Consider the following 23,261-nt stretch of genomic DNA (forward strand, 5'->3'; position numbering starts at 1 on the left):
GGACACTTAGCGCGCGAAGGACTTCAAGTCTACAAAATAAAAAATCCGGAAGTATACCTCCCGGATTTCTCCAAATGTTTGTCCAATCTAAAATTACTCGCCGCTTTTGTCGACGACTAGTTTTTCTGTTCTGTTCGCGATTTCCCAAGCCGTCACGAAAGCAAGTTGGGCACGTCGCGTAAGGGCGTCGAACTCGATTTTCTCTACGTCGTCGCCTGGTTTGTGGTAATCGGCATGCACGCCGCTGAAAAAGAAAACCGACGGGATGCCGTGCTTGGCGAAGTTATAATGGTCGGAACGGTTGTAGAAACGGTTCGGGTCGTTGCGGTCGTTGAACTTGAAGTCGAGATCCATCTTGATGAATTTGTCGTTCTGCTCACGTACGATTTTATCGAGGTCGGACGAAAGCCTGTCGGCACCGATCACATAAATGTAATCGTTCGTTTTCGAATGCGGGTCGTCGCGGCGTCCGATCATGTCGATGTTCACGTCGGCAACCGTCTTGTCTAAAGCGAACAAAGGATTTTCGGAATAATAGCGAGAACCATGCAAGCCGTGTTCTTCACCTGTTACGTGCAAAATCAGAATCGAGCGTTTCGGTCCATTGCCGTCTTTTTTGGCTTTTTGGAATGCTTGTGCGATTTCCATCAGTGCGACCGTTCCGGTTCCGTCATCGTCTGCACCGTTGTAGATTTCGCCGTTTTTCATGCCGACATGGTCGTAATGCGCCGAAATCACGACGATTTCCTCGGGTTTTTCGGTTCCTTCGATAAACGCCCAGATATTTTCGGAATCCGGAAGATTCTCGTTGTATTTGGCGTTCAGGAAAGCCGCCGGAATGTGTTGGTAATAATCTTTAGCGCCTTTCGGGAACGGAATTTTATTGGCTTCGTACTGCGAAATCATGTAGCGTCCGGCCTTTTTTTGTCCTTCCGATCCGGTCTCGCGTCCTTGCATTTCATCGGAAGCGATTATCGTAAGGTGCTTTTTGAGTTCGTCCGAAGTGATCGTGTTCATGTATTTGCTCACCGTTGCTTCCGAATTCAGGTCGCTTTTGGTGCTTTTACACGACAAGGCCAGTAAAGCCACTCCGAGTATCAGGTATTTTTTCATATTGGATAATTTTCTTGTAAGTAAGGAATCGGTCTAAAATGTTACACTCAATGTAAGTACAAAATCGTGTAGATGAGCAAGCCCATCGTAAAAAACGTGATCAGCCACATGTTGATGAAATACAGCATCAGGCTTTTCAGTCTCGAAACGGCTTTCGATTCTCCGTAAAATCGGCTGTGCGAACGGAAAAAATAAAAGAACCACCAACAGAACAGGAAAAACCACAGGAATGCCGTCAAAATGGTAATAGCGGAGAAATCGACCATCTCGGCCAACATGTTCCAGGTGAGCATCATCGACAGCGTAAGCAGCATGAACGAGAAGTAATGCAGCGTAAAAATGCCGTGGTCGAAATAATACCAGCGCCTCTTTCCGTGGAAAACCCATAGCCAGAATGCGAAAATCGGCATGTAGAGAAACAAGGCTTTCGGTACGTTATGTATGAAGGCTTCTACGAATTTCTTGTCGAAATCTTCATCGTCGGTCTTTCCGTTCACGCGTGCCATCGTCCTTTCGAGCCATTTTTTGATGCCCGTAGATCTTTGTGTCGGCAGCATTGTAGCCTGTATGGAATCGTATTCCCTCTCGTTCTCGTATTTTCCGATGCCTCTCGACCTGACGCCTTTTTCGAGCTCCTCGACTTGTTTTTGGGCAAGAGTGTCCTCGGCGAGTTCGGCCATTACGGAATCTTTAGCCAATGCGTATATTTCTTTGCCGTCCTTGTTGAGTTTTACGATTTTGCCATCAGACGGAGCGGTCTTGACGAGTTCCTTTTCTTCTTTTTTATCGTCTGAATCGTGTTCCTCTTCGCCTCCGGGCAAAACGCTGATCAGGAAAAAGGTCACGAAACTGATAAAGATGTACAAACGCACGGGTGCTAGATACGACATACGTTTTCCCGAAAGGTATTCCTGCGTCAGTCGACCGGGCTTGAACAACAAGTGTCGGATTGTTTTCCAGAACGAATTCTCGTAATGCGTGAGATCTTCAAAAAAATGGACGAACAAATGGTGGAAGGTCTTTCGCGAATCGGTGTTTTCCTGTCCGCAGTTCGGGCAATAACGCCTTTCGACCACGTGGCGACAATTCAGGCAAGTCTTGTCTTCGCGTATTGGGCTGTGTTGAGACATTTGATGTTTATTGGTTGATTCAAAAATAAATCAAATTCGGCAATTGAGACAATCAGAAAACCGATCAATCTAAAAATCGGCAATAAAAAAAACCGCAACGTGAATTGCGGTTTGGTTTCGATCTGTAAATATCATTTCGTAAGCGTCTCGTTTAGGAAGTCTTCGAGTGCTTTCCACGAGCGTTTATCGGCTTTTTCGTTATAAGCCGCGCCTTTGGAATTGTCGTTTCCGACAGACTTTTCGGTGAAAGCGTGAACGGCGTTCGCATAAAAATTCATCTGCCAGTCGGTTTTACCGTCGCGCAATTCTTTTTGGACGGCTTCGATGTCTTCTTTAGGAACGTAAGGATCGTCGGCTCCGTGACAAATCAATACTTTGGTCGTGATCGCGCCGTTTTCGCGAGACGCATCCTTGCCCAAACCGCCGTGGAACGAAACGACGCCTTTCACGTTCATTTTGGCGCGCGCCATTTCGAGTACGCCCGTTCCTCCGAAACAATAGCCGATGGCGACGATGTTATTCGCATTCGCACCCGATTTTACAAGTTGTTCCAATGCCAATTGGATGCGTCGTTGGTAATCTTGGTATTTCGTTTTGTAATTGCCTGCGATTTTTCCGGCTTCATCGTAATTTTTCGGATAGTTGCCTTCTCCGTAAATATCGGCTATGAACGCGTTGTAACCCATTTTTGACAATTGTTGGGCGACTTCTTTTTCGTGTTCCTGAATGCCCATCCACGCCGGAAGTATCAGTACGCCAGGTTTCCCCGCAGACGGTTTGGCCGAGGCGATGAACAATCCGTTGAGTTTTTGGCTGCCGTCGGAATAGGAGACCGCTTTGAGCTGTGCGTTCATCGACGTCGCCAAAATCATCGCGAATAGGGTCAAGGCTATTTTTCTCATGTTATTTTTTTGTAGCTACAGTGTCGGACGCGATGCGCTCACGCACTGTTTTTTTGGTTTCTTCCATCTTGGCGCGTTTTTCGGCACGTCGCTTCTTGATTTCCTCCTCGGCGCGTTGGCGGTTGGCCTGGCCTTCGGGAGTAGGTTCCGACTTGATCGCGGGCGTTTCCTGTTTCGGTTTTTCCGTCACGGGACGCTTCTTGGGTTTTTCCTGGGCCTGAAGCGTAGCATAAGCGCCTAGCAGCAAGGCCGTCAGTAAGAGTATCCTTTTCATACGGTGGATTTTAGGTTTTTAAAGATAATACTTTGAAAATACATAGTCAATTTCGATGCCATTTTAACTTTCTGAAGTGTTATTTTTGTTTTCTCAAACCGAAAACCATGCAGTCAACAGCAGCTACACCAGACGATTACATGAACACCTTACCTAACGACAGAAAAGAGGTCATGTCTAAATTACGCCAGGTGATCAACGACAATCTGCCCGAAGGCTTCGAGGAAAAGATGGCGTATGGCATGATGGGTTGGGTCGTTCCCAAATCGACGTATCCGGCGGGTTATCATTGCGACCCGAAATTGGCGTTGCCTTTCCTGAACATCGCTTCCCAGAAGAATTTCGTTGCTTTGTACCACATGGGAATGTATTCCGATCCGAAACTACTGGAATGGTTCACTTCGGAATTCCCTAAACACGCCAAATTCAAGCTCGACATGGGCAAAAGCTGCGTGCGTTTCAAAAAAATGGACGACATTCCGTATACACTTATCGCCGAACTCGTCTCGAAAATGACGCCACAAAACTGGATCGATCGTTACGAGACCGCGTTGCTCAGAAAGTAATCATTTCTGTCGGCCCGTGCGGCTGTGCTCGGCATCCCAATCTTGCGTGCTGTCAGATTGGTCGCGCACATCATCTTCATTGATTTCATTGACTTGATTAGCCGCATGTGATTCCGGCCGACGGACTTCCTCGTTCGTAGGCCTGTGGTCGTTGTGTTTTTCGGACATCGAAGCCGAAGCGTCGTCAATTTGCGGCAGCGGATCTGTCACTTCGTCAAACGGTTTTTGATAGAAGTTGTGGTCTTGTTTTCCGTCGAACTCGTGTTCGTGATCTATTTTTTTCATGATTTCCATTTTAGATTGTTAGACTTTAGATTTTCAGATTTGAATTTGGAATTCCATTTTAAGGTGCGTCTCGTGGCGGAATCGCTTCAATTTTGCGTTCCACTTCAAGTTCTTCCACATAAACGGCATAATCGGCTGGTTTGATGCGTGCGCCCGTGTATTCGCAATAGACGCGCGTGAATTCTGCACCGAAATACAAAATCGCGGCCGTATAATACACCCAAACGAGAATGATGATGATAGAACCCGCCGCACCGTAAGCGGTCCCGGTGCTCGTAGTGGTGATGTACAATCCGATCAGATAGCGTCCGATCATAAACAGGCAGGCCGTGAAGAACGCACCGATCTTGACGTGTTTCCAATCGATATAAGCATCGGGCAAAACCTTAAAAATGATGCCGAACAATACCGTGATCACGCCAAATGTGATGACGATGTTGATGATGTTGAACAACACGAGCGTGACTTCGGGGAAAAAACTCTTAAGCCAGTCGTTGAGTGCCATGAGTGCGCCGTTGACCATAAGCGAAACCACCATGAGAAAACCCAATCCGATGATCATCGATGAAGACAAAAGCCGATCTTTGAGTATTTTGACCCAACCGCGTTTGGGTTTCGCCTTGACTTTCCAGATCATGTTGATCGAGTCCTGGATTTCGCCGAAAACCGTAGTCGCCCCGATTATCAGCGTCACGATACCGATGATCAGCGCCGTCGTGGTCTTGCCCGACAATTCCATGTTCTTGATCACTTCCTGGATTTGTAACGCGGCTTCGGCTCCGATCAATCCGTTTATTTCATGGAAAACGTGTCCCTGGATCGCATCGCGCCCGAAGAAATATCCGAAAAGCGAAATCATCAGCAACAGCAAAGGCGCCATCGAAAAAACGGTGTAGTACGACAGCGAGGCGCTTAGTTTCAACGCGCGGTCGGCGAGAAAATCGTTGAACGTGCATTTGAGCATTTTCCAGATATCGGTAACGTCCTGTTTGGTTATGAAAGCCATATTTGTAGGGTTTAAATGAAAAACACCGAATGATGTCTCAATCCGGTGCTTTCCGTTCGTGGTGTTTTATCGGTCTTAAACCGTGATCGCGTTGGCTTTGTCGATGCGCTCGCGAAAGTTCTCGATGTCTTGTTGTACCATTTTTTCGAAAAGCGGATTCAGCAATTTTGCGGCAGCTTCACCGGCGATGCCCAAAGGCGCGTGATATGAGATGGTCACGTCTATTTCGGTCTGGCCGTTGCCGATGTCTTCGAAAGTCACTTTTCCGGCGTTGTCTATGGCCGAACCCGGAAGCGAATGCCAGCTCAGTACTTGTCCCGGTTCCTGCATGAGGATTTCGGCTTTCCATTTGAGGCTTCCGATACCGGCAGGTCCTTTTGCCGTCCATTCGGAACGCAAATGATCGATTTCGTCTACGCTCGACAAATGTTTCATGAATCGCGGAAGATTGCTCAAATCGCGCCATTCGTTATACGCTTGCTCGGGCGTTTTGTCTACGACGACTTTGGTGCGGATGTTCACGTTTTGTCCCGAGAGTTTCCCGCTTTTCTCTACGGCGTCGTAAATCGGGCAATAACCGCTGATGCCGCGTGCGAGCATGGTTCCTCCGGCTATACCTTGCGCGATGCTTTTTTTCTTGCTCGAAAGCGCTTTGTACAGCAGGTAAGAACCTGCGGCTACCATTGCAATTCGTTCAATTGTGCTGATATTGGGCGTGTATCCGAACATATTCTTTGCATCTCCTAAAAAAGATTTGGCCTCGTCGTGGTTACTCACGCTCGCATAACGGTTCGGGTCGGTTCCCGAATGGTCGATCTTTGAAAAGTTTCTCTTGGTTGTGGTTGCGGTTTTCATAGAAGTCGGTTTTATCGTCTTAACAAATTTACCTTTCGCAAAGGCGCCTTACCTTACAGTATAATGCGGTTTTGTTGTAAATTTTAGGCTACAATTTTCAATGAAATATCGGTTTTTCTTAAAAAATGCTAAAAAAATGGTAACATAAAGCATGCAAGTCAGGTCTAATGTTAACTTTGTCATTCCAAGACTAAATTTTCCCAAAACCTGAACGATATGCTGCGTCTCTATGCATCTGAAACGTTTAAGGAAATCTCTATTGACGCGCCTTTGCGCAAGAAGTACGCGATTTCCAATTACGGACGTTTATTGAGCTACACCAATTCTTTTGACGACGGAACCATCCTTAAAGGAAGTTCTACCGAAGGTTACCGCGTCCTTGCCTATAAGGTCAACACCGGGCAAAAAATCACGAACAAAATCATTTTTCTGTATAAACTCGTCGGAAAACATTTCGTCGAACAGCCTTCGGAAAATCACGTGCACTTGATCCATCTCGACAGGAAACGCGACAATGATTACTTCAAGAACCTGAAATGGGTCACTAAAGAGGAATTTCTCGATTACTACAAGAAAAGTCCTTTCGTGCAGGCCGCCAAGCGCAAACAATTGCAGGATCGATTGAAATCGGACGGTCACAAACTCACGATCACCCAAGTCATCCGCCTCAAAAAGCAAATTCTCGATCCGAACCGCAAAACGCGACTTAAAATCCTTGCGAAACAATTCGGCGTAAGCGAAATGCAGTTGTATCGCATCAAGCGCGGGGAAAATTGGGGACATATTAAAGTTTAGTTATTTTTTATTTTTATTATTCATTGTTTATGATCGTGAGTCCATGGATGGCCGCCAATAGACAATAAAAAAATAACAATAATCAATAAACAAATAGTGTAATTTAGGGAATCCGAAAACAGTTGAACCAAACGACTTTCAAACTGTACATTCCTTAAATCATACGATATGAAACCGTTCAGGATCGGGCTCTGCATGGCCGGAGCCGTCTCTGCCGGAGCTTATACAGCCGGCGTTATGGATTATCTTCTCGAAGCCCTTGAAGATTGGGAAAAACGGCGCGGTCAGTCGGGAGTTCCGACGCACCAGGTCACGATACCGATAATGGGAGGCGCATCGGCAGGCGGCATGACGGCCATGCTCACGGCGAGTACGATCCGCAAAGAGATTACGCCCGTCACGATTCCCGAAAAAGACAAGCTACTCGACGAACATCCCGAAAACAAACTCTACAACAGTTGGGTCGACCTTACGCATCGCGACATGTTTCCCAAAATGCTCGATACGTCCGATATCGACGGAGGAAAAATCGTGTCCTTGCTCAACTCGAAATTCATCGATGAGGTAGCCGAAAAAATGCTCGGCGCGAATTCGGGTGAACTCAGGAAAACCCCAACTTATTTCGAATCGCCCGTAAAAGTATTCACGACCTTATCGAATTTGGGCGGTTTCCATTACAACGTCGATTTCGTATCGGGAAGGCGCAAGGAAAAGTACAACATGTCTGTGCACAACGATTACGCATGTTTTGAGGTCGCCGATGAAAGCATGACCAAATTCACGCCGGGCTGGATTCCGCTCGATTTCACCATTGAAAGCCACAATCTCAAACAGGTTTCGATGGAGCAGCGCAACGAGACGCTTTCAAAAATCAATTCGATGTTCGAATCGTTCGAGAACACGATTTTGATGATCGATCCGTTTCCGAGCAAATCGCCCGAGGAATTCAAATTCAGCCAGGGCCTTTTTTCGGTAATCGGAAAGACCTTGTCGGCGATGACTTCGCAAATGCGCGCCAAACCGCTCGACTATCGCGTGAGTATGCTTATGGCCGATGCAGGGAGATTCATCATTTCTCCATCACGCGAAATCCGTGACCAAAACGGAAAAGTCGTAGACGAGCTGTTTGGTGAAAAGGCGATAGCTTGTGGAGCTTTGGCCGGTTTCGGAGGTTTTTTGAGCAAGGAATTCCGCATTCACGATTATTATTTGGGACGATACAATTGCGAAATTTTCCTGCGCGATTATTTCACCGTTCCGCCAGAAGCGCTCGAATTGAACCCGATTTTCGCCCAAGGTTACGCGGGAATAGACAAAACGCGGTTCAGTACGATGGCCACGGGTGAAATCCGTTACCAGATCATTCCGGTTTTTTCGCCGAAACCTGAACCCGGTACGATCAAGATGCCGATATTTTCGGGCGGGACGAATTGGCCTTTGATCAAAGAGGATGAAATCGACAAATTCTCGAAACCGATCAAAAAGCGCATCCAAAAAATCGTGATGAATGCGGCCGAATTCGGATGGTTTACTTCAAGTTTATTGTGGATCGGCGCGAAGGTCGTGCTCAACGGACTGCTTGCGAAAAAAGTCATGCAAGCAATCAAATCGAGCCTCAAGGAATGGGAACTTATGAAATAGGAATGTTAAGTTTTGGGGATTTGTCAAAACTGCGGCTTATTTTTGCATAAATCCGCACAATGACTTCAAAATCCCAAACCAGGCTTAAACTTCTTTCGGTAAAATGGATCAAACTACTTGGCATCGCTTTGCTGATCGGTGCGTTTTCGGCGTTCGTCGCGATCACGCTCAAATCGGCCACCGAATATTACGAGGAAATGCTATTCGAGAAATCGATCCATTCCAAATGGTTGCTGCTCGTTTTCCCGCTTGTCGGACTAGCGGCGATTTTCGTGCTCAGGCAACATCTGTTCAGGAAGAAAGAGAACAAAGGCATTGCCGAGGTTTTCGATAGCCTGAAAACGGGAAAAGGGCTTCCACTGTACAAAATCCCATCACACTTTTTGAATGGTTTACTCACCGTCGTTTTCGGAGGCACGACGGGAATTGAAGTTTCCACGGTGGTTGCATCCGCAGCCGTCGGATCGGTCACGCACGACAAGCAAAATTTCTTCAGGAAATACAAGACCGAAATGATTTGCGCAGGGATTTCCTCGGGTTTGACCGCACTTTTCAACAGTCCGCTTGCCGGGATTTTGTTCTCGCTCGAAGTCGTGTCGCGCAAAAAATCGTTCAAGGCATTGCTGATCATGGCTTTCGCGTGCCTGTCTGCGCTGGTCGTGAGCCATTTTTTCAGTCCGGGAACACTGTTTGAGGTCAACGTCACGCACTGGAACGTTTCCGCATTGCCGTATCTGGCGGTATTCGCGATTTTCGCCGCGTTGAATTCGGTATATCTCACCAAAAGCGTTTTGTGGTTCAAATCGAAATCGGCCTTGTTTTCAAAACCCGAATACAAGATTTTGCCCGCTGCCGTCATAATTGGCATCGGTTTGGTTGTTTTGCCACAATTGTACGGAGACGGCTATCACGGCATCAAGGTGCTTTTCCGCGAGTCGGATGCGGCCTTTTCACTCGGTTTGGTCGCTCTTCTGATTTCCCTGTTGGTCATCAAGCCGCTTCTCACGGCCGTTACGCTTTGGGGCGGAGGCGACGGAGGCGTTTTCGCACCGAGCCTTGTCACGGGTGCGATAGCGGGCTTGCTGTTCGCATTGGTTGCCAATCATTTTTTCGACGCCAGACTTATTCCGATAAACTTCATGCTGATCGGTATGGCGGCCGTTTTGAGCGCCACGATACAAGCGCCTTTGACCGCGGTTTTCCTCGTTTGCGGCATCACCGGGAATTACGTGCTGTTGTTGCCGCTGCTTTTGGTTTGCTGCCTCAGCGGATTCTCGGCCAAAAAAATGTATCCGTTCACGGTGTATACTTATAAACCCGCAGCCTGATGCCGATAGAAAAAATCAAACGTACGTACCGCAAGACGCGCTATGTGTTGTATAAGGAAACGCTTGTCGATTTTCGCGAACATTTTTGGGCGTTCATCGGATCTTTCGTAGGATTGGGCATCGTTTCGTGGTTGCAGTATCAAGCGTTCCCGCAACAGGATTATGTGTTCTTGATCGGTTCGTTCGGAGCGTCTTGCGTATTGGTTTACGGCGTGATCCAAAGTCCGCTTGCGCAACCCCGGAATTTGATCGGCGGGCATTTGGTTTCGGCGTTTACCGGTGTTTTGGTCACGAAATTGGTTCCCGAAATCTGGATTGCCGCGCCTTTGGCCGTTTCACTTTCGATCGTGTTCATGCAAATCACCAAGACGTTGCATCCGCCGGGTGGCGCGACGGCATTGATCGCGGTCACGGGTTCGCCCCAAATCAAGGCGCTTGGGTTCGAATATGTGCTTTCTCCTGTTTTGAGCGGTGCGACGATCCTTTTGGTATGTGCACTGATTTTCAACAACGTGACTTCGAAGCGCCATTATCCGAACCATAAAAAAGTGTATCATCTTAAGCGCAAGTATATTTTCAAGCGCAAAATGAACGCCTAATGCGGTTTACATCTTTTCCATAAACTGTTACAACGGCTTGTTTGGGCCTTGCCGAGTCTGTAATTTAGTAGGAAAAGATACCTTATGAAACTTGCATTGCCCCGAATTTTATGGATTGCGTTTTTTTCCATCATCGTTTTTTCGTGTAAGAAAAACGACGGACAGCTTTCCCAGGATCCGAAAGATCGTTATGCTTTGGATGCTGCGCAATCGGACGAATTTTATACAAAACATCCCGAATTCAAATCGTATAGATCCAAAATTTCTGAACTCTATACATCGGACGGTAACAAAATGTTGTGGTACGACAAGGACGGCCGCATCGATTTTGCCGAAGTACTGTATGACAAAGCGCTCCAGATCGAGAAAGAAGGCGTTCCTGTCGACCTTCCTTACAAAAGCGAATACGCCGACCTTTTCGAGCAGCGCGACACCAAAAAGCCTTCGACCGAAGACGATATGCTTGTAAGTGCGCTGTACATTTTTTATGTGGATAAGGTGTATGCGGGAATTCCGCCCGTGCAAAGCCGTAAAATGGGATGGTTCCTGCCGCGCAAAAAGATTTCGTACGTGAGTTATCTCGATACGCTTATGCAAGATCCGAGTTTGCTCAAAGCCGGAAAAATGGAAACGTTTTCCCAATACGAGAACCTTCGCAAAGCACTCGGAAAATACCGTGAAATCGAGAAAAAAGGCGGTTGGGCAACGATTGCTTCGATTGGTAAGAAGACGTTGAAAAAAGGCGATTCGGATGCTATTGTGGCTCAAGTGCGTAAACGCTTAACCATTTCGGGCGACCTCAATAGCGATTCGGGCAGCCTGGTTTTCGATGCTGAACTCGAGGATGCGATAGTTTCATTCAACAAACGTCGGTTTATGGACGACAAGATCATAAACGCCGAACTTATAAAAGAGTTGAATGTTCCCGTTTCGGAACGCATCAAGACCATCGTCGTCAATATGGAACGCTGCCGCTGGATTTCGCCCGATTTCGAGAAAGCATTCGAATATGTGGCCGTGAACATCCCGTCGTATCATCTCACGTATATCAAAGACGGAAAACCCGCGCTCGAATCGAACGTGGTCGTCGGGAAAGCGCTCAACAAAACCGTCGTGTTCAGCGGGAAAATGAGTTATCTGGTGTTCAGTCCGTATTGGAACATCCCGAAATCTATCGTGAAAAAGGAAATAGAACCTAATATTGCCAAAGATCCGAACTATCTCGAAAAGGAAAACATCGAAAAAGTAGGGGAGAACTATCGTCAGAAACCCGGTCCGAAAAACTCGCTTGGGCTTGTGAAATTCATGTTTCCGAACAACAACAACATTTACCTGCACGATTCGCCGGCCAAGAGTTTGTTCAATCGCGATGAGCGTGCGTTCAGCCACGGTTGCGTGCGTGTGCAGAAAGCCAAGGAACTCGCGTATAAAATTCTTGAGGACGACAAGAGAATGTCGCGCAGCAAAATTGATGAAGCGATGAATTCGGGTGAAGAGAAGCAGTATCCGTTGAACAGGAAAATCCCGGTTTACATCGCGTATTTCACTGCGATGGCCGATGAGAACGGCAATGTGGCGTTTTTTGACGATGTGTACAATCGCGATCCTAGATTGGCGCGTTTGCTTTACAATTAATTTTTTGAACCATTAAATTCATTAAAGCCACGAAACTTAATGGACTTAATGGTTTAAATTTTTTACTTACAGATTTTTTAAAACCGATTTAAGGTCGATCGCATTGTCGAAAAAATCAGCCCATAAATCGCCTTTTTGCGCAAGTCTTTTCGGAATCGTATTGATGTTGTAGGCTTTAAGGTCGAGGTCGTCGTTGATTTCGTCCCATTGCAAAGGCGTGCTCACACCGGCGCCTTCTCTCGGACGAATCGAATAGATGCTCGCCATCGTTTTGCCTTTGCCGTTTTGCAGAAAATCGAGGTAGACTTTTCCTTTGCGTTTTGATGGAAGCCGTTCCAAACTCGTAATATCGGGTAAATCGCGATGTACGATCTGGCTCACGAGATGCGAGAATTCACGCGTTTGTTCGTAGGTATATTTCGGTTTTACGGGAATGAAGACGTGCAATCCGTTTCCGCCCGACGTCTTGATATACGCCGGAACATTGAGCTTGTCTAGGATTTCCTTGACTTTATGTGCGGTCCTGACGATGTTTTCGAGCGGTGCGCCTTTCGGATCGAAGTCGAAAATGATATAATCCGGATGGTCGAGCGTCTTGATGCGGCTGCTCCAAGGATTGATCTCGATGCAGCCGATGTTGGCCATGTACAACAACGTATCCTTGTCATTGCAAACCAGCCAGGTCACAGGTTCGCTTTTGGAATCGGATTGGATTTCGATCGTTTTGGCCCATTTGGGCGCGGAATCGGCCACGTTTTTCTGGAAAAAGCCTTCGGATTTGATGCCGTCGGGTGTTCGCCTCATCGACTGGGGGCGGTCTTTGAGATACGGTAAAATCACATCAGAAATGGAATTGTAATAAGCGATTACGTCTCCTTTGGTGATTTTCTCTTTTGGCCAAAAGATTTTGTCGAGGTTTGAGAATTCGACTTTTTTGGACAAGGTCGGGATATCGGCGGTTTTGGTTTTTTGGATTTTCACGGGATTGTTTTTTGTCGTTTTTTTGTTGGGAGAGGTTCCTCGACTACGCTCGGAACCTACTCCGAGCGCAGTCGAGGAGTCCTCTAAAACATCAGTATCCACCGCGCTCAATTCAAGCTTCACATCCTTCGCCTTCTTATCGATCCTCAAACCTTGATACACCGGATGTCGCATCGAATTGGTTTCGGTAAACTCAGAAAAACGGATGTTAGCGACCAATTTCGGCGTAACCCAATGCACGTTTTTCTCCCTTGGCGGATTTTTGAAAGCCGATGTCTTGCGTTCCAATTTGTCGAGTTTTCCGCGCAAATCGTTCAAGATATCTTGAGTATAGCCGCTGCCGACTTTCCCTGAATACATAAAATCCTTGCCGTCGTAATAACCACACAGCAAAGCGCCCAGACCTTTTCGGCTGCCCGAAGGTTCGGTGAACCCGCCGATGACCATTTCCTGTTGTTTTTCGGTCTTGATCTTGAGCCAGTCTTTGGTGCGTTTTCCCGTAGCGTATGTCGAAGCGATTTTTTTGGCGATGATGCCTTCGCCTTGTTGCTTTTCTGCTTTTTCGAACGCTTTGATACCGTCACCGATCGTGTGGTCGGAATACACGATGTTCTTCAATTTCGGAAGCACCGATTTGAGGATTTTCTTGCGTTGCAGCAAATCGAGTGCGCGCAGGTCGTAATTTCCGAAATACAAAATGTCGAACACGTAGAATTTCATCGTGCCGCGATTTGGATTTTCCTCCCGGTTCTGCAACCATTGGAAACGACTTTTTCCGTTGTCGTCCTCGATTACGATTTCACCGTCGAGAATAATGTCTTGCCCAATGGCTGAAAGCGTTTCGGCTATTTCGGGATATTTTTTGTTGAACGAGATGCCGTTCCGTGAAATCAGTTCGCATTCGCCGTTGCGGATTTCAGCCAACGCGCGGTATCCGTCGAATTTGGTTTCGAAAAGCCAGTCGTCGCTGTCGAAAGGCGCATCGGCCAAAGTGGCCAGTTGAGGCGACCAGCCCGACGGGAATTTGTCCAATCGTTTGGCTTCGACAAGATCTTCGGACGAAAACGCTTCTTTTTTTGCAGATTTCTGTTCAGCCACAGCTTTCTTCTGGACGGCTTTTCGTTCGGCAGCCGATTTTTTCGTGCCGTCTTTTTTTCGCTCGCTCGCCCAAACGTCGTTTCCTTTGGCGATCGCGTCGAAATCGCGTCCGGTCAGGATCGAATAAGGATTGTACGCCACATCTTTTCCCGAAAAGGCGTCTTTGTGTTTGATCAAAAGCCATTGGTTTTCGCCACGTCCGTGCATTTGCACAAGAGCCCAACTGCCTTTGAGTTTTTCGCCGTGCAGCACGATTTTGATCGAACCCGATTTGTGCTGCTTTTTCATTTCGGCATTCTGTTTGGCGAGCGGGATTTCTCCTTCGGGTTCGTAGGTGCCGATGTCCCACACCATGACCGTTCCTCCTCCGTATTCGCCTTTCGGGATCGTGCCTTCGAAGTCGATATAATCCATCGGATGATCTTCCACGTGCATCGCCAAACGTTTGTCTGACGGATTTCCCGACGGACCTTTCGGCACGGCCCAACTTACCAATACACCGTCTATTTCTAACCTGAAATCGTAGTGCAGGTGAGAGGCCGCGTGTTTCTGGACCACAAATCGCAATTCGCCTTTAGACGGTTTTTTGACGCCTTTGGGTTCGGCGGTTTTTTTGAAGTCGCGTTTTTGGTTGTATTTCGTTAGAGTCATTTTGTTAGATTTTTAGACACGCTACGCTTTGGACTGCAAGACTTAAACTGGGCGTGTTATTGATTGTGCTGTTTGCGCTCCTTCAAAATGTCTTTCGTTGTTTTTCTTTTCCTTACGTTTTTTTCATCCCCACTTTTCGGTCTCGCGAGTATGCGATCTTGCTGTCTAAAGCAACGCGTGTCTAAAGTGCAGCGCGTCTAAAGCAAAGCGTGTCTAATTCTTGATCGCCTCAAGACTCGCGCGTAATTGGTCGAGCAGATCATCGGCCGGATGGCGCTCTTTTTTCTTCGGTTCGTCTTTTGCCGCAGGAAGCTTTTTGCCTTTTGCAGCGGCTTTTTTCTTGATGAGTTTGAGCAATTCTTCCTTGTACGTGTCTTTGTATTTTTCAGGTTCGAACTTGTCTGTGAGCTGGTCGATGATGGTCATGGCCATATCGAGTTCCTTTTTGCTGATCGAAATGTTCTTGCCCGGAAGCTTCAATTCGTCGGGATCGCGCAAATCCTGTTCAAACCGAATCTGCACTAAAACGATCGCGTCGTCCTGTGGCGTCAATATTCCCAAGTGTTCCGACGATCTGATCACGAATTTGCACAACCCGACCTTTCCCGATTTCTTAAGGGCGTCGCGCAACAAAGCATAGGTTTTTTGCGCGATTTTGTCGGGTTCGACCAAATACGGCTTTTCGAGGTATTTCGATGGAATCTCGTCTTCCTTGACGAATTCGAAAATGTCGATGGTTTGCGTCTTTTCGGGCATCGCACGCGCGATTTCTTCCTTGTCGAGGATCACGTAATCGCCGTTTTCCTTTTTGTAGCCTTTGGCGATGTCATCCCACGGGACTTCTTTTCCGTCTTTTTTGCAAATCCGGACATATTCGATGCGGCAATGGTCTTTCTTGCGGATCATGTCGAGCTCGATGCGATGCGTCTGCGAACCGCTGTACAGCTTGACCGGAATGCTGACCAACCCGAAGTTGATTCCGCCTTTCCAAAGTGCTTTCATACTATGTGAGGTTTTCACAAAGTTTTGGATTTCGCTTTACAAACGGCTTATATGTTTTCGCCTAAAGCTTGCATTTTTAACACAATAAGAGAAATCTTGCAACTGGCGCGAATAATCGTGTAAGGGCATATCGCGACTAAATCCCAACCTTTGTCGGACTACCAAAAAAACTGGTCATGAATACCAACAATCCGCTAAAAACCATAAGTTCAAAACTCTGGTTGCAAACGAGAATCAGTTTCCTCAAAATGCGTTTTGCGGCGTCTGGAATGATGAAAGGTTAGATTCTGACCGATAAAAAACGTATTTTAGTATAACTCAATTTAATCCTACCACGCTCATGGCTTCCCCAAGGCGATGTTTGTTTATAGACGATGATGCAGACGACCAAGAGTTCTTTTGTGATGCCGCTTTAAGTATCGATCCCCAAATCGAATGCATTTTTGCCGATAACGGAATCGAGGCGATGACGAAACTCAACGACAGTGCGTTCACGCCCGATTTCATTTTTATAGACATGAACATGCCCCAGATGAACGGACGCGAAACCTTGTCGGAAATCAGGAAAATGGACCGCCTCAATATGGCCGCGGTCTATATGTACTCGACGGCCGCCGCACCTCGCATTACCGAGGAAATCATGGCTTTGGGCGCAACCGATTTCCTGATCAAACCTTCGTCGGTCAAAGGATTGCAGGAAATGCTTGGGAAAATACTGAAATGAGGTATGGCTAGACATTCGGTCGAAACGTTTCTGCAAGGCGGAGGAGAATTGGGAGCGCTTATCCGCAGCAAAGATTGGGAGCAGACGCCGCTCGGAAATCCGTCTACATGGCCGCAACCGCTTAAAACCGCCGTACGAATCATTCTCACCTCGAGACAGCCGATGTTCGTTTGGTGGGGAAAAGAACTCATCAATATTTACAACGACGCTTATATTTCGATTGTCGGAGGAAAACATCCCGAAAGCTTGGGTCAGCCGGCACACATAGTATGGAGCGAGATTTGGGACGAAATCCAGCCGCGCGTAGACCAATGCCTCAACGAAAACACAGGTACATACGATGAAGCGTTGCTGCTGCTCATGGAACGCAACGGTTATACCGAAGAAACCTATTACACTTTTTCATACAGTCCTGTTGCCGGAGAAGACGGAAAACCTCAAGGCATCATTTGTGCCAATACGGACGATACGGCGCGTATCATAGGCGAGCGCCAAATGCGGACGCTGCGTGATTTGGCGAGGAACATCCTGCATGTGAAAAGCAATTACGAGATTTACGAAAAATCGCTAGAGGCGTTGGCCGAAAACCCGCAGGATTTCCCATTCGTGACGTTTTATGAGATTTCTGATGACGGCAATCAGCTGAAGCTTGTCGGAAAGATTCCCGAAACGCTTCCCGAAGCCATGTCGTTGCCTGAACTTGATTTAGGACAGAACAAGGAAAAATATTCCGAATTGTACCAAGCCATCCAAACGGGTGAAATACAACAGGTTTCAGGGATTGCCGAACGGTTCGGAACTTTGCCGCTCACGTTTTGGCAGCGTTCTCCCGATTATGCGTTGTTGATTCCGATTTTACAACCCAACCATGAATTTCCGTTCGCTTTATTAGCCGTAGGCTTGAATCCGTTCCGATTGATTGAATCCGATTATATCGACTTCTTCAAACTGGTCGCCGACCAGATCGCGACGGCCCTCACGAACGTGTACGCGATCAAACGCGAACGCAAAAGAGCCGAAGCATTGGCCGAGATCGACAAAGCCAAAACGATTTTCTTCAGCAACATCAGCCACGAATTCCGAACGCCGCTTACGCTTATGCTCGGACCTCTCGAAGAGATGATCAACCATTCGGAGGCCGCAAGATCGCATGAAGACGTCAAAAAACTGGAAATCACGCATCGAAATGCGCTTCGGTTGTTGCGCTTGGTGAATTCGTTGCTCGATTTCAGCAGGATCGAGGCGGGCCGCGTTCAGGCAAAGTTCAGGAGTGTGTGTTTAGGCCAATTCACCGAAGAGCTTGCGAGTTCGTTCCGGTCGCTTTTTGAAAAGGCCGGGCTTGAATTCAAAGTGATTACCGATGTAAAATCGGCGGCTTTCGTCGATACGGATATGTGGGAAAAAATCGTGTTGAATTTGTTGTCGAACGCTTATAAATATACACTCGAAGGCAAAGTCGCGGTTTCCGTATTCGAGAAAGACGGCTTTGTGGAAATGAAGGTTTCCGATACGGGAACAGGAATTCCCGAGAACGAGATGCCGCATCTTTTCGAGCGTTTCCACCGCGTGAAAAATGCCAAAGGGCGAAGTTTCGAGGGTACCGGAATCGGGCTTTCGCTTGTAAAGGAACTCGTGAAACTCAACCACGGCGAACTTTCGGCCCAAAGCGAATTCGGTAAAGGCACGACTTTTACGGTGACGATTCCATTGGGGAAAGCACATTTGGCCGAAACCGATTTGATCGATTCGGAAATGCCGGCCAATACCATACTTCCGAATGTTTATGCCGAAGATGCGGTCAATATTGCCGAACCGGAATCGGCTGCGACCGAACCTGATTTTCCCCATATTGAAAAACCGAGGATTCTGGTCGTCGATGACAATACTGACATGCGCGATTACGTAAGCAAACTTCTCGAAAAAGAGTACGTGGTCTTTACCGCTTCGAATGGCGCGCAAGGTCTCGAAAAAACGCAAAAAATAGCCCCCGACCTGATCATAAGCGACATCATGATGCCCATCATGGACGGCATCGAAATGATGAAAAAGATAAAACAGAATACCTTGCTCAAAAGGATTCCGATACTGTTGCTTTCCGCTAGAGCGGGCGAGGAAGCCAAAATCGAAGGCTATGATTTGGGTGCCGACGACTACCTCGTCAAGCCGTTTTCTTCTCGCGAACTTTTGGCGCGCGTAAAATCGCAACTCAAGCTTTCGCGCAGCCGTAGCCATATCGACGACCAGTTGCGCAACGCGATCATGCAAGCGCCCGTAGCTATCTGTTTGCTGCGAGGTCCTGAGTTCGTCGTCGATATCGCCAACGACCGTATGATTGAACTATGGGGAAAGGATGCGAGCCTTATGCGAAACCGTCCGGTTCTCGAAGGATTGCCCGAAATCGAACAGCAAGGATTCCGCGAAATTCTGCAACACGTCTACACTTCGGGTGAAAGATTCAGGGCCGAGGAAAGAGCCGTCGAGCTCATACGCAACGGAGTCGTAGAAAAATTGTTCGTGAAGTTCGTGTACGAGCCGTTTTTGGAGGAAGACGGCAGCATTTCGGGCGTCATGGTCATTGCCGACGACATTACCGACAGCGTGATTTCGCGCATGAAAATCGAAGAGAGCGAAATCAGGCACAAATTGGCTATCGAGGCCGCGAAGATGGGCAGTTTCGAATGGAATCTCGATTCGGAGGAATTCATTTACTCGGTGCGTCTGGCCGAAATTTTCGGATATGACGACAGCGTCCAATTCGTGCATCAGCATTTTATCGACCGCATCCATCCCGAAGATTTGTCCATCCGCGACAAAGCGATAGACGACGCCATGAAAACGGGAATGTTGTTTTACGAACTGCGCATCGTTTGGCCCGACGACAGCATACATTGGATCAGGCTCAACGGACGTGTCGAACAAGACCTCAAAGGAAAACCCAACAGAATGTTCGGGACGGTGCTCGACATTACAGACGAAAAGCTGCACACGGCCATTCTGGAAGAAAAGGTTTATGAACGCACCAAAAGCCTCGCGGACAGGAATCGCGAACTCAAGGAAAGCGAGGAACGTTACCAGCGCATGACCGAAGAAGTACAGGATTACGCGATTCTGCTGCTCGACACGAAAGGAACGATCCTCAATTGGAATAAGGGCGCGCAAAAAATCAAGGGCTATAAAGAAAGCGAGATCATCGGAAAGAACTTCACGATTTTCTATTTGCCCGAAGACCGTGAAAGGCAACTGCCGCAAACATTGATAAACGAAGCCAAAGTCAACGGACGCGCGATCCACGAAGGTTATCGCATCCGCAAGGACGGAACGGTTTTTTGGGGAAGCATCACCATTACGGCCTTGCATGACGATTCCGGCAACGTCATCGGCTTTTCTAAAGTCACGCGCGATCTGACCGAACGAAAACTCAGCGAAGACCGCATGCAGAAATACAACGCCGAACTCGAGTTCCAGAACCGCGAATTGGAGCAGTTCGCCTACATCGCTTCGCACGATTTGCAGGAACCGCTGCGCAAGATCCAGATGTTCGCCGGTATGCTCGAAAGGAATCTCGACGACAAGGAAACCGCGAAACGGTATTTCGACAAAATCAATTCTTCGGCCGAACGCATGAGTGAACTTATACGCGCCGTGCTCAATTACAGCCGTCTTTCGCGTATAGACGAGCATTTCGTGAACGTCAATCTCAATGAAGCCTTGCAGAACGTACTCGTCGATTTCGAACTGCTCATAGAGGAAAAAGCAGCGAAGGTCAATGCCGATGTGCTGCCGACCGTGATCGCGGTTCCATTGCAGATTAATCAGTTGTTTTCCAATCTTGTCGGAAATGCGTTGAAATTCACGGATGTCGATCCCGTACTTACGATCAGTTCGCGTCAACTATTAGGGAGCGAAGTGCCTTTCGAGAACAATTTATATCCCGATCGCCTTTACCTCGAATTGGTCTTTGCCGACAACGGAATCGGTTTCGACCAAAAATATTCGGCCCAGATCTTCACGATTTTCCAACGGCTTAACCAGCGAACTTCATATTCCGGAACCGGCATCGGGCTTGCTTTGTGCAAAAAGATCGTCGAAAACCATCAAGGGTTTATCGCCGCGAGAAGTACACCGGGAAAAGGCGCTTCTTTTTACGTGTATCTTCCGGGATGATTTGGGTTTGGAGATTTTCAGATTAACAGATTCACAGATTTGCAGATTGACAGATTTGGGGGTTCGACGAAATTTTCAATCCTCCTGTAAATCAATCTACTAATCCAGCTTCTAATAATCTAACTTCTAACAATCTAACTTCTGATAATCTAACTTCTAAAAATCTAACGATCTAAAAAGGATACCCGATCGCCAAATTAAACACCAAATTCTCCTTGCGCCAATTACTGCTTCCGAAATCGATTTGGTCGATCACCCAGCGCTGGCCTTCGGGCAGATACGGTTTGCGCAACGGGAATGCGAGGTCGGTGCGCAAAATCAGGAACGATAGGTCAAACCGCAATCCGATTCCCGTACCGACGGCGAGTTCGTCGAGAAATTTCGAGGAGAATTCCGCGCCAGGTTTTTCGGGATTCTTCTGACGCAGCCAAATATTCCCCGCGTCTACAAAAGCCGCTCCATGCACGATGCTGAACAGTTTTTGTCGGATTTCGGTATTGAGTTCGAGTTTGATGTCGCCGGATTGATCAGGAAGGAATTCGTCTTCATTCACGGTCGTGTCGTAACTTCCGGGACCGATCGAACGAGCCCGGAACGCGCGGATACTATTCGTTCCGCCTATGAAAAACTGTTTTACGAACGGCAACTCGTACGAATTCCCGTAAGCGTATCCGTAACCTGCGATGATGCGGCTCGCGAGTTGTGTCTTGTCGCTGAATTTCCAGTAATGACGGAAATCGGCTTCAACTTTCACATATTGGCTGAACGGAACTCCAAACACTTTTGTCGTGTCGCCTTTACGCACATTTGCGCCCGTGGCGATTCCGGCAATGGTTCCGGCCACGTCCAAAACGCCTTTGAAATAGATTTGATGTTTGAGTCGCTGGCGCATCGTATTTGTGTACGTATAGCTGTAAATCGGCCCGAAAATCAATTGCTGGCGGATGACTTTTTCGAGTGTTCCGGTTTGGTCTTCGTCAATGCGCTGACGGTATAGATCGGTGACGTTTCCCGGATTCACATACGTGATTTCGGATACTTTGAGCTCGTGTTCCTTGCGCGCGTTTTCCTTCCACAAATAACCGAACGAACCTTTGAACGAATTCAGCGAATACAACTGCTGGCGCATCTGGTATTCATAGCCGATCGTCGCCTTGGTTCTCGGCATGAAACCGCTTGCCGACTCGAGCTTGAACGGACTGATGAAACGCGGCCACACCAAATTCGCCTCGCCTCCGACGCGGTACACGTTAAAGCCTTTGTTCTGGCCCGAAACCTGTACTTCGAGACCTCCAAAACCCGTAATCTGAAGTAATTCGGCACCTTTGAACGTGTTGCGGTTGCTCCAGTTCACGTTGAGCTCGCTTCCGGTATAATTGGCCGAATTCGTCTTTCCGAGCACTTCGATGCGGATCGATTTCTTCGGAAGAGGTGTGAGGTAATAGAACGCGTCGAGTTTGTCGTCGGTATCGTCGTCGACGACCTTGAAATCGTTCTTGACGAATTTGAACACACCGAGATTCGTGAGTCGGCTCAACGTAAGGTTGTGGTTGTTACGGCTGTACACGTCGCCTTTCTTGAAATACATCGTACGGTCGAAAATGCGCGGTTTGAACAAATCCTGTTTGTCGATGATGATGAAATCCTTGTAATAGGTCACATCGGTAGAATCGATGCCGACGGTATCTTTTCGCACCGTAAAGTTCGGATAGATGAAAATATCGTTGATTTTGTACACTTTTTTGGCTTCTTCGGGCGTGTCGCTTTTGACCTTGACGAACAGGTCGACCTTGTGCTCACCGATCGTACTGTCTACCTGAACTTTCAAATGATCGGGCTTGAAAAAGAAATAGCCTTTTTGCTTGAGACGCGAGTCGATGCGCTCGCGTTCGCTTTTGATCACGTCGAGGTCGAATCCGTCGCCCACTTTGAGCAACGTGCGTCTTTGGGTACGCGCGATCGTGCTGTCGAGGTCGGACGTGCCCACGGTGTCTTTCGGGAACGTGACGCTTTTGATCGTATACCGCGGTCCTGGCGTAATCACGTAATTCGCTTTGGCTTTCTTTCCGCGTCGTGTCGAATCGGCCGAAACGACCGCTTTGAAATACCCTTTGTTCTGGGCGTAACTCTGCAACACGTCGGCATTGTAATCAAGATCGACCTGATGGAAAAGAACGGGTTCTTCGCCGACTTTGGTGCGCAGCCAGTTGCGAAACCCTTTTTCTTTTTTGGGTTCGCCGGCCAAATTCCAGATGTAGAGTTTCGGACGCAAGCCGAGAATGGATTTGTTCGGTCGAGGACGCGTCAAGGCTTCGAGTTCCTTTCGCATCGCTTTGCGTTCTTTTCGGGAAAGGCTGTCCGATTTGACTTCGACGTCGGCGCCTAAATACAAAAGCTCGCCTTCTTTTAAGAATCTTGTGTTTGAACAGGAAAGTACCAGGAAAGATACCGCCACGAATGACACGAATTTCACAAATCTCCGAAGAATCATTTGCGAAATTCGTGCTAACCG

At 47.7% G+C, this 23,261-nt stretch carries 18 protein-coding genes; 8 read left to right on the forward strand and 10 right to left on the reverse strand.

Annotated elements, in window-relative coordinates:
- Nucleotides 1–93: 93 nt before the first annotated feature.
- From HZF10_RS01050 to HZF10_RS01065, 4 genes are all read right to left on the reverse strand, one after another.
- Entirely contained in the window at nt 94–1,113 is a 1,020-nt protein-coding gene (locus HZF10_RS01050; protein WP_176004316.1) for a M28 family peptidase, read from the reverse strand.
- A gap of 47 nt (nt 1,114–1,160) precedes the next feature.
- On the reverse strand, nt 1,161–2,243 hold the full coding sequence (locus HZF10_RS01055) for a DUF3667 domain-containing protein (RefSeq protein ID WP_176004317.1): 1,083 nt from the start codon (nt 2,241–2,243) through the stop codon (nt 1,161–1,163).
- A gap of 131 nt (nt 2,244–2,374) precedes the next feature.
- Nucleotides 2,375–3,145, reverse strand: a complete 771-nt coding sequence (locus HZF10_RS01060) for a dienelactone hydrolase family protein (protein WP_176004318.1) — start codon at nt 3,143–3,145, stop codon at nt 2,375–2,377.
- Between the two features lies 1 nt (nt 3,146).
- Nucleotides 3,147–3,419 carry a hypothetical protein gene (locus tag HZF10_RS01065; RefSeq protein ID WP_176004319.1) on the reverse strand — a complete coding sequence of 91 codons (273 nt, stop codon included), beginning with the start codon at nt 3,417–3,419 and terminating at the stop codon, nt 3,147–3,149.
- Between the two features lie 107 nt (nt 3,420–3,526).
- Here HZF10_RS01065 and HZF10_RS01070 point away from each other — a divergent pair, with 107 nt between their 5' ends.
- A complete protein-coding gene (locus HZF10_RS01070; protein WP_176004320.1) occupies nt 3,527–3,985 on the forward strand; it encodes a DUF1801 domain-containing protein in 459 nt (152 codons plus the stop codon).
- Here HZF10_RS01070 and HZF10_RS01075 read toward each other — a convergent pair whose 3' ends face one another.
- From HZF10_RS01075 to HZF10_RS01085, 3 genes are all read right to left on the reverse strand, one after another.
- Complete coding sequence (locus tag HZF10_RS01075; protein WP_176004321.1) at nt 3,986–4,270, reverse strand: hypothetical protein; 285 nt, start codon at nt 4,268–4,270, stop codon at nt 3,986–3,988.
- Nucleotides 4,271–4,328: 58 nt separating this feature from the next.
- Nucleotides 4,329–5,276 (reverse strand): YihY/virulence factor BrkB family protein, encoded by a 948-nt coding sequence (locus HZF10_RS01080; protein WP_176004322.1) that lies wholly within the window; start codon nt 5,274–5,276, stop codon nt 4,329–4,331.
- Between the two features lie 75 nt (nt 5,277–5,351).
- Complete coding sequence (locus HZF10_RS01085; protein WP_246282422.1) at nt 5,352–6,131, reverse strand: SRPBCC family protein; 780 nt, start codon at nt 6,129–6,131, stop codon at nt 5,352–5,354.
- Nucleotides 6,132–6,347: 216 nt separating this feature from the next.
- On the opposite strand from HZF10_RS01085, the gene HZF10_RS01090 reads away from it, so the two are divergent.
- The 5 genes from HZF10_RS01090 (at nt 6,348) to HZF10_RS01110 (ending at nt 12,129) form a co-directional block, all read left to right on the forward strand.
- Nucleotides 6,348–6,926, forward strand: coding sequence for an NUMOD4 domain-containing protein (locus HZF10_RS01090; RefSeq protein WP_176004323.1), 579 nt, complete (start codon nt 6,348–6,350; stop codon nt 6,924–6,926).
- Nucleotides 6,927–7,094: 168 nt separating this feature from the next.
- Complete coding sequence (locus tag HZF10_RS01095) at nt 7,095–8,567, forward strand: patatin-like phospholipase domain-containing protein (protein ID WP_176004324.1); 1,473 nt, start codon at nt 7,095–7,097, stop codon at nt 8,565–8,567.
- A gap of 59 nt (nt 8,568–8,626) precedes the next feature.
- Nucleotides 8,627–9,895 carry a chloride channel protein gene (locus HZF10_RS01100; RefSeq protein ID WP_176004325.1) on the forward strand — a complete coding sequence of 423 codons (1,269 nt, stop codon included), beginning with the start codon at nt 8,627–8,629 and terminating at the stop codon, nt 9,893–9,895.
- Complete coding sequence (locus tag HZF10_RS01105; protein ID WP_176004326.1) at nt 9,895–10,494, forward strand: HPP family protein; 600 nt, start codon at nt 9,895–9,897, stop codon at nt 10,492–10,494. Before HZF10_RS01100 ends, HZF10_RS01105 begins: the two co-directional genes overlap by 1 nt.
- A gap of 84 nt (nt 10,495–10,578) precedes the next feature.
- The gene (locus HZF10_RS01110; RefSeq protein ID WP_176004327.1) at nt 10,579–12,129 is read left to right on the forward strand and encodes a L,D-transpeptidase family protein; all 1,551 of its coding nucleotides are present in this window, start codon (nt 10,579–10,581) and stop codon (nt 12,127–12,129) included.
- A 66-nt stretch (nt 12,130–12,195) separates the two neighbouring features.
- Here the strand turns inward: HZF10_RS01110 and ligD are convergent, their stop codons facing one another.
- On the reverse strand, nt 12,196–14,859 hold the full coding sequence (ligD, locus tag HZF10_RS01115; RefSeq protein ID WP_176004328.1) for a DNA ligase D: 2,664 nt from the start codon (nt 14,857–14,859) through the stop codon (nt 12,196–12,198).
- A gap of 213 nt (nt 14,860–15,072) precedes the next feature.
- Nucleotides 15,073–15,861 (reverse strand): non-homologous end joining protein Ku, encoded by a 789-nt coding sequence (gene ku / locus HZF10_RS01120; RefSeq protein ID WP_176004329.1) that lies wholly within the window; start codon nt 15,859–15,861, stop codon nt 15,073–15,075.
- A 340-nt stretch (nt 15,862–16,201) separates the two neighbouring features.
- Between ku and HZF10_RS01125 the strand changes: the two genes are divergently transcribed.
- Together HZF10_RS01125 and HZF10_RS01130 are read left to right on the forward strand one after the other, a co-directional pair.
- Entirely contained in the window at nt 16,202–16,585 is a 384-nt protein-coding gene (locus HZF10_RS01125) for a response regulator (RefSeq protein WP_176004330.1), read from the forward strand.
- Nucleotides 16,586–16,588: 3 nt separating this feature from the next.
- The gene (locus HZF10_RS01130) at nt 16,589–20,749 is read left to right on the forward strand and encodes an ATP-binding protein (protein WP_176004331.1); all 4,161 of its coding nucleotides are present in this window, start codon (nt 16,589–16,591) and stop codon (nt 20,747–20,749) included.
- A gap of 172 nt (nt 20,750–20,921) precedes the next feature.
- Here HZF10_RS01130 and tamL read toward each other — a convergent pair whose 3' ends face one another.
- Complete coding sequence (tamL, locus tag HZF10_RS01135) at nt 20,922–23,204, reverse strand: translocation and assembly module lipoprotein TamL (protein ID WP_371315633.1); 2,283 nt, start codon at nt 23,202–23,204, stop codon at nt 20,922–20,924.
- Nucleotides 23,205–23,261 lie beyond the last annotated feature (57 nt).

Source organism: Flavobacterium agri, from assembly GCF_013401995.1.
GTDB lineage: Bacteria > Bacteroidota > Bacteroidia > Flavobacteriales > Flavobacteriaceae > Flavobacterium > Flavobacterium agri.